General features: G+C 69.5%; 12 protein-coding genes. 6 read left to right on the forward strand and 6 right to left on the reverse strand.

The window, feature by feature from the left end; translation table 11 throughout:
• Window positions 1-252: 252 nt before the first annotated feature.
• Window positions 253-663, reverse strand: coding sequence for an SHOCT domain-containing protein (locus tag I6A60_RS38735; RefSeq protein ID WP_203021624.1), 411 nt, complete (start codon window positions 661-663; stop codon window positions 253-255).
• A gap of 312 nt (window positions 664-975) precedes the next feature.
• Here I6A60_RS38735 and I6A60_RS38740 point away from each other — a divergent pair, with 312 nt between their 5' ends.
• Entirely contained in the window at window positions 976-2811 is a 1836-nt protein-coding gene (locus I6A60_RS38740; RefSeq protein WP_203021623.1) for a glycoside hydrolase family 15 protein, read from the forward strand.
• Between the two features lie 95 nt (window positions 2812-2906).
• Entirely contained in the window at window positions 2907-4325 is a 1419-nt protein-coding gene (locus I6A60_RS38745; protein WP_307874093.1) for an MFS transporter, read from the forward strand.
• A gap of 50 nt (window positions 4326-4375) precedes the next feature.
• Here the strand turns inward: I6A60_RS38745 and I6A60_RS38750 are convergent, their stop codons facing one another.
• From I6A60_RS38750 to I6A60_RS38765, 4 genes are all read right to left on the reverse strand, one after another.
• Window positions 4376-4669 (reverse strand): cytochrome C oxidase subunit IV family protein, encoded by a 294-nt coding sequence (locus I6A60_RS38750; protein ID WP_203021622.1) that lies wholly within the window; start codon window positions 4667-4669, stop codon window positions 4376-4378.
• 2 nt (window positions 4670-4671) lie between these two features.
• Window positions 4672-5193, reverse strand: a complete 522-nt coding sequence (locus I6A60_RS38755; RefSeq protein ID WP_238437150.1) for a cytochrome c oxidase subunit 3 — start codon at window positions 5191-5193, stop codon at window positions 4672-4674.
• A 65-nt stretch (window positions 5194-5258) separates the two neighbouring features.
• A complete protein-coding gene (locus I6A60_RS38760; protein ID WP_203021620.1) occupies window positions 5259-6032 on the reverse strand; it encodes a hypothetical protein in 774 nt (257 codons plus the stop codon).
• Window positions 6029-6754, reverse strand: a complete 726-nt coding sequence (locus I6A60_RS38765) for a hypothetical protein (protein ID WP_203021619.1) — start codon at window positions 6752-6754, stop codon at window positions 6029-6031. The genes I6A60_RS38760 and I6A60_RS38765 overlap by 4 nt, the downstream gene beginning before the upstream one ends.
• Window positions 6755-6851: 97 nt before the next feature.
• Between I6A60_RS38765 and I6A60_RS38770 the strand changes: the two genes are divergently transcribed.
• Both I6A60_RS38770 and I6A60_RS38775 read left to right on the forward strand, forming a co-directional pair.
• Complete coding sequence (locus tag I6A60_RS38770; protein ID WP_203021618.1) at window positions 6852-7451, forward strand: TetR/AcrR family transcriptional regulator; 600 nt, start codon at window positions 6852-6854, stop codon at window positions 7449-7451.
• A gap of 138 nt (window positions 7452-7589) precedes the next feature.
• Window positions 7590-9137 (forward strand): Na+/H+ antiporter, encoded by a 1548-nt coding sequence (locus tag I6A60_RS38775; RefSeq protein WP_203021617.1) that lies wholly within the window; start codon window positions 7590-7592, stop codon window positions 9135-9137.
• A gap of 27 nt (window positions 9138-9164) precedes the next feature.
• Here the strand turns inward: I6A60_RS38775 and I6A60_RS38780 are convergent, their stop codons facing one another.
• Window positions 9165-10421 carry an EAL domain-containing protein gene (locus I6A60_RS38780; protein WP_238437144.1) on the reverse strand — a complete coding sequence of 419 codons (1257 nt, stop codon included), beginning with the start codon at window positions 10419-10421 and terminating at the stop codon, window positions 9165-9167.
• Between the two features lie 301 nt (window positions 10422-10722).
• On the opposite strand from I6A60_RS38780, the gene I6A60_RS38785 reads away from it, so the two are divergent.
• Window positions 10723-12630 (forward strand): alkyl/aryl-sulfatase, encoded by a 1908-nt coding sequence (locus I6A60_RS38785; protein WP_203021615.1) that lies wholly within the window; start codon window positions 10723-10725, stop codon window positions 12628-12630.
• 26 nt (window positions 12631-12656) lie between these two features.
• On the forward strand, window positions 12657-13440 hold a 784-nt coding region (locus tag I6A60_RS38790; RefSeq protein WP_238437145.1), incomplete at its 3' end, for a molybdenum cofactor guanylyltransferase.

A 13440-nucleotide genomic window follows, 5' to 3' on the forward strand; every position in this document is an offset into this window, starting at 1 on the left:
CGGCGTCCCGGCCCCGCGATGGACCGCCCGGACGACCACCGACAGCTAACCGACCATCAAGATTCAGGACAGGCACTTAGGCCTCGCCGGGACTCGCGTGCAGGTCCTGCTCAGTCGCTGCGGGCCGGCGCCGTTCGCCGCCGACGAGGCCGACGGCGAACGGCTTACCGACCGCGACTGAACCTTTTCCACCGATGCGTTTCCTGGCCAGGTCGGGCCTGTTCGTCAACGGCAGTGGAAGGGGGTTCACTGTCAGTGCAGGATCTTCTCCTTCGCGCGCTGGAACTCGGCGTCGGTGATGTCGCCACTGGACCTGAGTCGGGAAAGCCTGGTCAGGTCGTCGACCTCCTTGTTGCTCCCGCCGGCAACGTCGCGGATGTAGGCGTTGAGCGTGCTGCGCTGGTCCTCGACCCGGCGCGAGTCCCGGTCGGCCATGGCCTGCCCCTTCACGATGAGGTAGGCGAGGATTCCGAAGAAGGGCAGGATGAGGACGAGTGCCAGCCATCCGGCCTTTGCCCAGCCGCTCGACTCTCTGTCGCGGAAGATGTCGACAACTACTCGAATGACGAGGACCAGCCAGACCGCCCACATAAAGATCCAGAGCATGGTCCAGAAGGCGCCTAGAACCGGATAGTCATACGCAAGGTACTGGGTAGCCAGCACTTCGTCCTCCGTCCCGTAGCCGGTAACGTCTGCACAATCCCGCCGCGGAGCGAAACTGTCGACTCGATCAGTCACGGACGGTGACACGCGAGCAATTCCCCGGGAGTGCGTGAACCGGACTTCTGGGACTTCTGGGATTTCTACCCGGCGGCTTTGCGGAATTCCGGGCGTATCCGCCGCAACCCACGCGTAGTGGCCGGCCGTCGGCGTGCGCCGAACCGGGATCGGGCGCACGCTCGGAACCCGGAGCGCACTGGCCTACCAGGCTGGAAGCCGGCGCCGTCAGCGGGGCATGACCGAAGGAGCGCGACCGTGAGCAGCTACCCTCCGATCGCCGACCATGGAATGATTGGCGATCTTCAGACCGCCGCGTTGGTGTCCTCCGACGGGTCCATCGACTGGTGGTGTACGCCGCGGTTCGATTCGCCCAGCATTTTCGCCTCTCTTCTCGACAGCGAGCGCGGCGGATACTGCCGGCTCGCCGCCGACCTTCCGCCCGGGAACGGGTTGACGGTCCGCCAGTTGTACCTGTCGGACACCGCCGTGCTGGTTACCCGCTTCATGGCGCCCAGCGGGGTCGGCGAGGTCGCCGACTTCATGGAACCGCTGGACACCACGGTGCCGACCGACCAGCACCGCCTGCTGAGAGTCGCCCGGGTGGTAAGGGGAACTCTCCCCTTCACCTTTACCTGCCGGCCGAGGTTTGACTACGGCCGCGCGCCGCATACCGTCACGCGGCTCGACCGCCGGTCCGCGCTCTTTCACGGCCCCAACGCCGATCTGCGGATTCAGGCCACCGGGCCCATCGCCTTCGAGGCCGACTCCACCGATGTCTCGGCGAGTTTCACCCTCTCGGCCGGCGAGGTAGCCGCCGTCGTTCTGACCAGCGACGCTCCGGGCAGCGCCGAGCCAGAGCCGCTGTCACTGAAGGACATCCGGGACGACCTGGAGTCCTGCCGCCGCTTCTGGCTCACCTGGCTGCGTTCCTGCACGTATCGCGGCCGGTGGAAGAACGAGGTCTACCGCTCGGCGATCACCCTCAAGCTGCTGACCTACGCGCCCTCGGGTGCGCCGATCGCCGCGGCCACGGCCGGGCTGCCGGAGCAGATCGGTGGAGAGCGCAACTGGGACTACCGGTACACCTGGATCCGGGACGCGTCCCTCTCGGTCAGGTCACTGATCGACCTGGGGTTCACCACGGAGGCTCAGGCCTTCCGCCGATGGCTGCGCAACCGGCTCACCGACGGCGGCACCGCCTCCGGTGAGCCGCTGCAGATCATGTACCGGATCGACGGCGACCCCCAGCTCACCGAGGAGACGCTCGATCACTTCGAGGGCTACCGGGGATCGGCGCCGGTCCGGGTCGGAAATGCCGCCGCCGACCAGATCCAGCTCGACATCTACGGAGAGGCAGCCGACGCGCTTGGCCTTGCCGGCGACATCGGCGGCGTCCGTGGCTGGCAGGCCTTCGCCGCCATGCTCGACTGGCTGACCGAACACTGGGACCGGCCCGACGAGGGCATCTGGGAGACCCGCGGCGGTCAACGCGACTTCACCTACAGCCGCCTCATGACCTGGGTCGCCTTCGACCGCGGCATCCGCCTGGCGACCTCGGCCTCTCGTCCCGCGGACATTCCCCGGTGGACGAAGGCCCGCGACGCGATCTTCAACCAGATCATCGAACGCGGCTGGAGCCAGAAGCGTCAGGCGTTCGTCCAGCACTACGACACCGACGTTCTGGACGCCTCGCTGCTGCTCATGCCACGGGTCGGATTCCTGTCTCCCCATGACCCCGCGTGGCTGAGCACCCTCGACGCCATGGGCCACGAGCTGGTCAGCGACAGCCTCGTCTACCGCTATGACCCCGAGGCCTCCCCGGACGGGCTGCGCGGGTCCGAGGGCACCTTCAACCTCTGCAGCTTCCTGTACGTCGAGGCGCTGGCCCGGTCCGGCCGGCTGATCGAGGCCCGGTACGCCTTCGACAAGATGCTGACCTACGCCAACCATGTCGGCCTTTTCGCCGAGGAGATCGGCCCCTCCGGGGAGCAGCTCGGCAACTTCCCGCAGGCCTTCACACATCTCGCGCTCGTCGCCGCGGCCATGGCGCTGGACGACCAGCTCGACGCGGCGGAGAACACGCCGAGGTAGCGGCCCGCGCGGCCGGCGGCCAACCGCGCACCAGGCGACTGGACGCAGGCTCGAGGAGGAGCACGCTGAAACCGTCTCCCGGCGGCCGGGCGGGGATCGACGCCCGCGCGGTCGTCCTCCCGCTCGCGCTCGCGCAGTTCATCTGCAGCTATGCGGCATCCAGCCTGAACGTGGCCATCTCCGCGATCGCGAAGGACCTGGACACCACCGTCATCGGTGTGCAGACGACGATCACGCTTTTCACGCTCACGATGGCCGCGCTGATGGTCCCCGGCAGCAAGCTGTCGGACCTCTGGGGCCGGCGGACGTGCTTCATCGCCGGCCTGGCGGTCTACGGGGTCGGCGCGCTGCTGGCCGGGCTCGCGCCCGGCCTGGGAGTGATGATCGTCGGCAATTCGATCCTGGAGGGCGTCGGCTCCGCGCTGATGATTCCGCCGGTGTACATCCTGGTCACCGTGACCTTCACCGAGGTCAGGGACCGGGCGAAGTACTTCGGCGTGGTCAGCGGCGCCGGCGCCCTGGGGTCCGCGGCCGGGCCGCTGATCGGCGGGCTGATCACGGGGCTCATCGGCTGGCGCGCCCTGTTCCTCACCCAGGTCGTGGTGGTCGCGTTGATCATCTATCTGGCCCGTAACCTGCGCGACCAGCCGCGGCAGGAGCCTCGGCCACCGTTCGATCTGGGTGGCGCCGTGTTGTCCGCGGCCGGCCTGTTCTTCCTGGTGCTCGGAATCCTGCAGACCAACACCTACGGCTGGTTCGTCTCCCGCAAGGACTTCTCGGTCGGCGGCACGGTCCTGATCTCCAAGGGTGGAATGTCTCCGGTCTGGCTGTCCATCGCGCTCGGTGTGGTCATCCTCGGCTGGTTCTTCTGGTACCTGCACGCACGCGAACGAAAGGGCAAGGATCCACTGCTGCGCGGCCGGCTGCTGCGCAACCGTACGGCCAACCTGGGCCTTGGTATTCAGCTAGTCCAGTGGCTCGCGATGCAGGGCACCTTCTTCGTCATCAGCGTGTTCCTCCAGCAGGTCTGGAAGTACGACGCGATCCAGACCGGGCTGATGCTCACTCCGGCCAGCGCCGGGATTCTCGTCGCCTCGGCGGCTGCGGAACGGCTCGCCAGCCGGCATTCGCAACGCGCGCTCATCCAGGCCGGGTTCGTCGTGACTGCGGCGGGCATGGCCGTCTCCCTCGCCCTGGTCCGAACCACGTCGGGGAACCTGAGCCTCGTTCCCGGGCTCCTGCTGACCGGGCTGGGCGTCGGGGTCATGCTCACCGCCGCGGTCAACCTCGTCCAGTCGAGCTTCCCGGACAGCGACCAGAGCGACATCTCCGGCCTGTCCCGGAGCATCTCCAATCTGGGGTCGTCACTCGGAACGGCACTGGCCGGCTCGATCCTCGTCGCCGCCACGCATCCGGGCGGTCGGCCCTTCGCTCTCTCGCTCACGACGCTGCTGGTGATCACCGTGATCGGCCTCGTCATCGCGCTGTTCATCCCCAGCAGGACCGACCGCTAGCCTCGCCGCGTCGCTCAGGACGCGGACGAGGCCCGCCTTGTCGGGCGGTGTCAGCTGGCGGCTTTGCCGGCGAAGTACATGCCGACCAGGCCGGCGGCCATCAGTACGACCCAGAGATCGGTGAGGCGGCAGAGCAGCGGGGGCGCGTGCCTGACCTCCATGAACTCCCGCATGATGATCCGGACCTTGACCAGGGCGAGCGCGATCGCGCTGACCGTGACGACGGTGCTCGCGGCCGGGGCGCCCCGGTCCTCGGCCGAGTGGTCGATCCCGAGATAGATCACCGTGATGGCCGACAGGATGAGCCAGACGGCGAGGAGTCTTTTGTTGAATGTGGTTCCCACGGTCACCTCACGACGTAGAGCAGAGCGAAGATAAGCACCCAGAGGAAGTCGACCGTGTGCCAGTAGGTGGCGCAGGTCTCGATGATCTCCTGCGAGCGTCGCCTCGGGCTCGAGAGCTGATGGACGAGTACGCCGAGGACCACGAAGCCGATCAGCAGATGAATGCAGTGGATCGCGGTGAGGAAGAAGTAGTACTGGAAGAAGTCGTTGCTGGTGAACGTGTTTCCCGCGTGGATCTGCCGGACCCACTCGGCGATCTTGAGCCCGAGGAAGACGACGCCGAAGCCCGCGGTGAGGGCCGCGTCCCGCAGGGCGGTCTGGTAGCGCCCCGCGCGCGCCGTCTGGACGCAGCGGGCCACCGACCACGAGCTGGTCAGCAGGGCGATCGTGCCGAGCACCCCGAGCCAGAGGTCGAGATGCGACTGGGCCTGGAGGTACGCGGCCTCGTGCTGGGCGCGGTAGTAGAGGTAGACGCCGAAGTACGAGGTGAAGATCAGGGTCTCGAAGAGGACGAAGAACCACATGCCCGCTTCGCCGGGCACCCGTCTCGGGGCCTTCTCCGCTGTCGAGGCCGTCGGCTGCGCGGTCGTCACGACGCCACCTCCGCCACGGCCCGCGTGCGCGGCTTCCTCGGTGGGAGGTCGGGCAGTGGCCCGGTGCCGAAGTCCTCGCGGATGATCATATTGCGCAGCAACGTGATGAAGACTCCGGTGTAAAGGCCGAAGACGACCACGTCGATCCACCAGGCGATGGTGCCGTTCCAGGAGAAGACGCCGTGACTGACGATCCAGGACGGTGAGACGACGACCTCGGTCAGGGCGTTGCAGAGGTTCAGGTAGCCGAACCATTTGGGGAAGACGCGGTTCTTGTCGAGCAGGATCGCGACCATCCAGATCAGCGAGCCGACGAGGAAGACGCCCATCGTGCCCGAGAAGGACAGAAACCCGAGGTCGTAGAGCCAGTGCTGGATGGCCGGGTCGCGGTCGGGCCGCATGGCACCGACCGTCATCGCCAGGCAGATGATCATAAGGCCGGGCACCGCGCTGACCGCGTACAGAATCAGGTAGGAGTAGGCGAAGGCGCGGCTGACCGACATCCGCCGGATCGAATACGCGATCAGCGCGGTGGACGTCATCGGGAGACCGCCGAAGACGAAGATCAACGAGAACCCGACCAGCAGGCCCTCATGGCGGTGCGAGAACCACGCCGTCGCCTGGGTGGCGTCGAACCACGGCGCCGCCGGGGGCTGGGTGCGGGTGAGGATGAAGAAGACGACCGTGTACAGGTTGTAGAAGACGAGCGTCGCGTACCACATCAACCACAGCTCGCGCTTCGGGTCGCGGAGCCAGGCAGCCCGCCTCATGCGGCGGCCCCGAGGCCGGTCCCGGCCGGGGCTTCAGCCGGGGTGCGCCGTATCGCCCTGCCCAGGACGACGGACATCACGACGATCCAGAGCGCGATGGCGACGTTCTTGACCCAGAAGGACAGGAGCCCGTCCCAGGCGAACACTCCGCTAAGGGTCAGCCCGGCGAATCCCGCCGGCACCAGCGCGACCGCGATCAGCACGTTGAAGTAGGCGACCCACCGCGGGAAGACCGGCACTTCCTGCTCGTCGAGGCCGATTGCCAGCGCCAGGAAAAGGCTCTGCGCGACGAGGAAGGGAACGCCACACGTGAACGTCACCCAGGCCAGGTCGTTGAAGAGCAGTGTGAGGTCGGGCGAGCGATCGGGACGGAATGCCGCCAGCAGCCAGAAGATGGTCGCGGTCAGGAACGTGATGGGCGCGGCGCCCGCGCAGCCGATCATGCAATAGCGCAGGACCGGGGTGCGATGAGCCATGTCGCGCATCCGCTCCACGATGAGCATCAGCATCGGGATCAGGGCCACGCAGAACCAGTTGAGCAGGATCATGCTGTAGCGGACCCGGGCCGTGTGGTCGCGGTAGAAGGACGCCACCTCGGTGGCTGAGGCCCGCGGGGACATCGGCGGCAGGAAGCCGGGGAACAGGAAGAACGCCGCGAGCCAGATGATCGCGACCGCGGGTAATGTCCAGAAGATGATCGACTCGCCGGTAGTTCGTCGCATGGGCGGCGAGAATAGCCGATCGGCTACCCACCGTCTAGCCGATCGGCTACCCCGAAAATAGCCGATCGGCTATTCGGCGTCTGGTCGACCGGCTACCATGTTGTCCGTGGCTTCGACGACGCGTGCGCGCTCCGGTACGCGTCTGGCCGAGATCCGGCATACCCCGGCCCAGGTGCGGGTGATCACCGCCGCGTACGGGCTCTTCGCCGAGTACGGCGTGGCCGGAACGTCGTTGCAGATGATCGCCGACACGATGGGGGTCACCAAAGCGGCGGTCTACCACCAGTTCAAGACGAAGGATGAGATCGTCGTCGCGACGGCCGACCATGAGCTCGTCGCCCTCGAAGCGGCCGTCGAGGACGCCGAGGCGGCGCCCGACCGGGTCGAGGCCCGCCGGGCCCTGCTGCGTCAGCTGGTCGACTTCTCCGTCCGCAGCCGGGCGCAGGTCCGTGCCTGGCAGGGTGACCCGGCCATGATGCGGGTCCTCGCGCGGCACGAGCCGTTCAGCGGCCTCACCAGGCGCATGTTCGCCCTGCTCGTCGACGGGGACAGCGAGACCGAGTGGAGCATTCCCGCCGCGATGCTCGCCGCCGCCATCACAGCCGTCGGCCAGCCCGCGCTCGCGGCGCTTGACCCGAACGTCCTGCGGGACCGGGTCTTCCACTACGCGTGCCGGCTGCTCGACCTGCCCGACTGAGCCGCTGCCGGGGTGTGGCCCGGCCCGTCCGCGACTAGGGTTGGGGTTGGTGTGCCGGGAAGCCTGGTCGGCGCGGGGACGACCGTAGCCTGGACGACCGTGGCGGCGGTGATCCGCTCGTCGTGATGGGGCTTTGCGGTGCGCGCTGTAGGAGTCGTTCTTTTCCTGGTTGTTCTCGCGACCGTCGTGGCGACCTTCGCCCGGCGCTGGCGGGTGCCGGCCCCGGCGTTGCTCGTGCTGGCGGGGCTCGGGGTGGCGTCGATCCCGGGCGTGCCGGCGCTGCGGATCCCGCCGCAGACGATCGCGCTGGTCGTGCTGCCGCCGCTGTTGTACGCAGCCGCCGAGGAGCTGTCGCTGCGCGACCTGCGGGCGGTGTGGCGGCCGGTCGCGATTCTCGCCTTCGGCCTGGTCTTCACCTCGGCCGCCGCGGTCGGTTTCACCGCCGTCGCGGTGACGGGCCTGCCCGCCGGGATGGCGTTCGTGCTCGGCGCGGTGCTGGCGAGCACGGACCCGGTGGCCGTGACCGCGCTCGGCCGGCGGCTGGCGCTGCCCGGCCGGGTCCAGGTCCTGGTACAGGCGGAGAGCCTGTTCAACGACGCCACCTCGCTGGTGCTGTTCAAGGTCGCGGTCGGCCTCGCGGTGGCCGCCGGCGGGTCGGTCGAGCTGGTGGGCGCGGCCGGGGAGTTCCTGCTCCTCGGTGGCGGCGGGAGCCTGATCGGGGCGGCGGTCGCGGGTCTGGTGGGGCTGATCCGGCGCCGCACCACCGATCCGGTGCTGGAGACCGTGATCGCGCTGGTCACGCCGTATGCCGCCTATGTGGTGGCGGAGACCGCGCACACCTCTGGCGTCACCGCGGTCGTCGTCGCCGGCGTCGTGCTGGGTGGCTACGGCCACCGGCTCAGCGACGCGCGGATTCGGCTGCAGGTGCAGGCGGTGTACGCGGTGGTGGTCTTCCTGCTGGAGAGCGTGGTGTTCAGTGTCGTCGGCCTGGAGCTGCCGGCCCTCGTGCGCGACCTGCCCGGCGGTGGCGGCTGGTGGCCGTTGCAGGCGCTGGTCCTGACGATGGTGCTGGTCGCGATCCGACTGGTCTGGACGCTGCCGCTGACCCGGGCGGTCCGGCCCAGCCAGGGCGCGCTGCCCTGGCGGGTTGCCGGGGTGGTCACCTGGGCTGGCACCCGCGGCGTGATGCCCCTGGCCGCCGCGCTGTCCATCCCCCTCACCGCGCGGGACGGCGCCGCGCTGGACGGGCGCCCGCTCGTCCTGGTGCTGACCACGGCGGTCGTGGCCCTCACCCTGGTCGGGCAGGGACTGACGCTGACGGCCGTGGTCAACCGCTCGGGCCTGGCCCTGGAGCCCGAGCACACCGCCCGCGAGGAGGCCGAGGCCCGCGACGCGCTCAACCTGGCGGCGCTCAGCCACGTCGAGCAGCTCGCCGGCCTGGAAGCGCTTCCTGAGGTGGTGATCGACCGCACCCGCCGCGGACTGGCCGCCCGTCTCGACCACGGCACCGACGGCCCGGACGGCAACACCCTCGACGCGGCCTACCGGGCGCTAAGGCTTGACGTGCTCGCCGTCCAGAACACAGAGCTGCGCCGCCTGTACGACGAACACCTCATCAGCGACACGACCCGCCGCCGCCTTCAGCACGACCTGGACCGCGAGGAGATCGCGCTCGGCGACGAGTAGGCCGCGGCCCTGCCAGGCGAGCACAGGTCAGGCGACCCGGCCTCGTCGGCCGCTGCCGAGGTGGCCCGGCAGGCGGTCGCCACGGCAGGCGTCGGTGATGCTGGGGGTCGGAGCACCGAGCAGGAAGCCCTGGCCGAAGGGGATGCCCGTGGCGATGACGGCCTCCAGCTCGGCCTCGGTCTCGATGCCCTCGGCGACGACCCGTCCGCCGATCTCCTGCGCGATCCTGGTCAGCCCGGCCGCCACCGCGCGGCGAGCCGGATCGGTGTCGATGCCGTGGGTGATGAAGTAGTCCATCTTGATGACCTCGGGCCGCAGGTGCAGGAGCTGCTCCAGCCCCGAGTAGCAGCTGCCGACGTCGTCGACCGCGATGTGGGTCCCGTGGCCGCGCAGGATGTCGGCCACCAGAAGCAGGCTGCGGTCGTCGCCGATGTAGTCGTGCTCGGTGATCTCGACGGCCACCTTCGCGGGCGTGCCGGTACCCACGACCAGGTCGACCAGCCCGCCCGTCGCCGTGGCCGGCGAGGCGTTGACGGTCAGGGTCACGTCACAGGGAAGGTCCGGGAGCACCCGCAGAGCGTTGCGGATGGCCGCCATCTCCAACTCGGGCCCAAGGCCCACGCTGGCCGCGGCGGCGAACAGGTCCTTCGGTCCCTGGATCGCGGTCGGGAACCGGGACAGCCCTTCGACCCCGACCACCCGGCCCGTCGCCAGCTCGACGACCGGCTGGAAGTAGACCTGCGGCCCACCCTCGTCGAGCAGGCTCCGGATGTGTCGCCAGACCCCGCTGCGCATCTCCCACTGCTGACGGAGATCGATCACGAACTGGGAGAGGAATCCCGCGAGCAGCCGCAGGAAGCCGGCATCGCTCTCGCCCAGGGACGGGCACGGCTGCTGGTTGAGACACCCGAGCATGCCGTAGGACCGCCCATCGGCGTCGACGACCGGGGTCGCGGCGTAGGCGCCCATGTTGAACTCGGTCGCTGACACCACCCCGGCGGCGCGGGGATCCGCCCGGACGTCCGGGATCACATTCGGAATCTCGCCGGCGAGAATCTTTCCGTACAACGAGCTGGACCGGCGAATGCTCATGCCGGGGGCGATCCCAAAACGGTCCCGGTCGCCGCTCACCACCTGCAGGACGAGCAGATCGCCCTCCAGCTGGCCGAGCCAGGCCACGTCCATGTCCAGCCTGCGGCGCAGCACGTCGAGCAGTTCGACGAGGACGGTCCACGGCTCCGCGACCTCGGACTCAGGCCCCAGACACGACGCGCAGCGCCTCAACAACCGCTCCACCAGTGCGAGCTACCCCGGCAGTCCCGCCGCACACCAGACCGGTCGCGGACAGCAGTGGTCCGGGCGGCGAAAGGCCGGCCGTCGCGACCCTCACCGTGCGGAACTTTCGCTCCCAGGGTGCGGCGCGGCCAGGGTTTCGGCGGCGGGGTGCCGGGAACCCACCGTGAACGGTGCTTCCTGGCGCCAGCGACGTTTGTTCCGATTTGTCGCTGCCCTTTCAACGGGTCCTGAACATCGGGTCCTGAACATCAAGGTCGAGATTCTTGAGGTCACGGTTGAGGGGAGCGGTATGACATCCGTACGGGAAGTCGCGCCGGCGACGGCCGCGGTGCACGACGAGACGCTTCGCTATCTGGACTTCGGCGACGACCGCGACTTCGCCGACGTGTATCGAGGTCTGATCGCCGAGCTGCCGGACGGCGGCGTGGTCCGGGGCGAGGACGGGCGAGTGGTCTGGGACCTCGCGGCGCTCGCCCATCCGGAGGACGCGAGCTCCCCGGCGACCGTGAACCCAAGCCTGTGGCGGCAGTCGAAGCTGATGGGAATCGGCGGTCTCTACGAGGTCGTGCCGGGCATCTACCAGGTCCGCAACCACGATCTGGCCAACCTCACCGTCGTGGAGACGGCCGACTCCGTCGTCGTCATCGACACGGGCTGCGCCACGGAGACCGCGCGTTACGCGATGAGCCTCTACCGGACGCACCGCCCGGCCGCGGGCCCGGTGGCGGCGGTGATCTTCACGCACACCCACGTCGATCACTTCGGCGGGGTGCTCGGTGTCACCTCCCGCGAGGAGGTCGCGGCCGGCCGGGTCTCGATCATCGCGCCCGGCCACGATTTCGAACGCCTGGCGATGGGGGAGAACATCCTCGCCGGCAATGTGATGGCCCGGCGCGCCGCCTATGCGTTCGGGGAGCTGCTGCCGGCGAACGAACGGGGGCTGGTCGGCTGTGGCATCGGCACCGCGGCCCTCACCGGCGGGACGAACGGTTATCTCTCCCCGACCGACGTCATCGACGAGACCGGGCAGAGCCGGGTATTCGGCGGAATCACCTTCGAGTTCCAGTACACGCCCGACACCGAGGCGCCCGAGGAGATGCACGTCTGGATTCCGCAATACCACGCGCTGAGCTGTGCGGAGAACGCCAACCACTCCCTGCACAACATCCAGACCCTGCGCGGTGCGCGAACCCGTGACGCCGCACGTTTCGCGCATTATCTGGACGAGGCCCTGGAACGCTATGGCGACGCCGTCGAGGTGCACTGGGGCCCGCACACCTGGCCGGTGTGGGGCAACGCGAACGTCCGCGCGTTCCTGGAGTCACAGCGCGACGCCTACAAGTTCATCCACGACCAGGCCATGCGGCTGGCCAACCACGGGTACCGCCCCGACGAGATCGCCGAACGGCTCCGCTTCCCGGACACGCTGGCCCGGGCCTGGTGGAACCGCGGCTACCACGGGACGCTGAACCACGACCTGAAGGCGGTGTTCCACAAGGAACTCGGCTGGTTCGACGGCAACCCGGCGACCCTGCACCCGCATCCCGCCAGCGTGAGGGCGCCGCGCTACGTCGAGGCCATGGGAGGGCCCGCGGCCCTTCTCGACCGAGCCCGCGCCGCCGTCGCGGCCGGGGACTACCGGTGGGCGGCGGAACTTCTCGATCATCTGGTCACCGCGCAGCCGGCCAACGCCGACGCGCGCGGCCTCCTGGCCGAGGCCTACGAGCAACTCGGCTTCCAGGCCGAGGGACCGCAGTGGCGCAACATCTACCTCACCGCCGCCCTGGAGCTGCGCGACGGCATCCAGCGGGGACTGATGTCGCCGGTTCAGCCAGCGGTCCTGCTCGAGATGCCGCTGGATCTGCTGTTCGACTTCGTCGCGGTGCGACTGGACGGGCCGCGCGCGGCCGACCACCCGCTGAGCCTCAACCTGGAGGTCAGCCATGAGCAGGGCTCGCTGCGGATCCGCAACGGCGTCCTGCACTTCAGGCGCCGGTGGCTGCCCGAAGCCGACGCCACGGTCAGGCTGTCCCGGTCCGACCTGCTGGAGATCCTCGGCAGGCCGAACCGGGTCGACTCGCTGATCCGCGCCGGCGACATCACCGTCGACGGGGATCCCGAGGCGCTGCGCGTGCTGATCGGACTGCTCGACTCCTTCGACCCATCCTTCCCCATCGTGACGCCCGTGGCGGGCTGAGCTGGCTGGCGTACGACGATGGACGGATGACTGGATCGTCGCCCCCGAGTCCTCGCGGCGGCGTCGTGCTGGCCGGGGGGCGCTCGACCCGGATGGGGGCGGCGAAGGCCGGGCTGGAGTGGCATGGGTCGACCCTGCTGCGTCGGACGGTGGGCATCGTCGGGCGGGCGGTCGACGGGCCGGTGGTCGTCGTGCGAGCCAGCGGGCAGCGGCTCCCGGATCTTCCCCTCGGCACGCTGGTAGTTGACGACCCGCGCGAGGACAAGGGCCCGGTCCAGGGGATCGCGGCCGGGCTGACCGCGTTGCTCGGCCGAGCCGAGAGCGCGTTCGTCGCGTCGACCGACCTGCCGTTCCTGCATCCGGCCTTCGTCACGAGGGTGCTTCGGGCGCTTGACGGGCCGGACGGTCCAGACGTCGCGCTTCCCGTCGCGCATGGGTACCAGCAGCCGTTGGCCGCCGGCTACCGGACGGGGCTCGGCGAACTCGCGTCCCGGCTGGTCGAGCAGGACCGGTTGCGCCCGGCCTTCCTCTTCGAGGCCTGCGCCGTGCTCCGGCTCGACGAAGCCGCGCTCAGGGCCGATCCGGTGCTCGCGGCCCTGGACCCGGAGCTGGACTCACTGCTGAACGTCAACACCCCCGCCGACTACGCGACTGCCTGCGCTCGCCTGGCGCCGACCGTCGCCGTGCGGCTGGTCGGCGCCCCCGGCGCCCCGGACCTGTCCGGCGGGGGGCGGGGGGGGGGCCCCGGCCCCCCCCCCGCCCCCCCCCCCCCCCGGGCCCGGGCCCCGGCCCCGGGGCACGCCCCGGGGG

Source organism: Frankia sp. AgB1.9 (assembly GCF_016786355.1).
GTDB lineage: Bacteria > Actinomycetota > Actinomycetes > Frankiales > Frankiaceae > Pseudofrankia.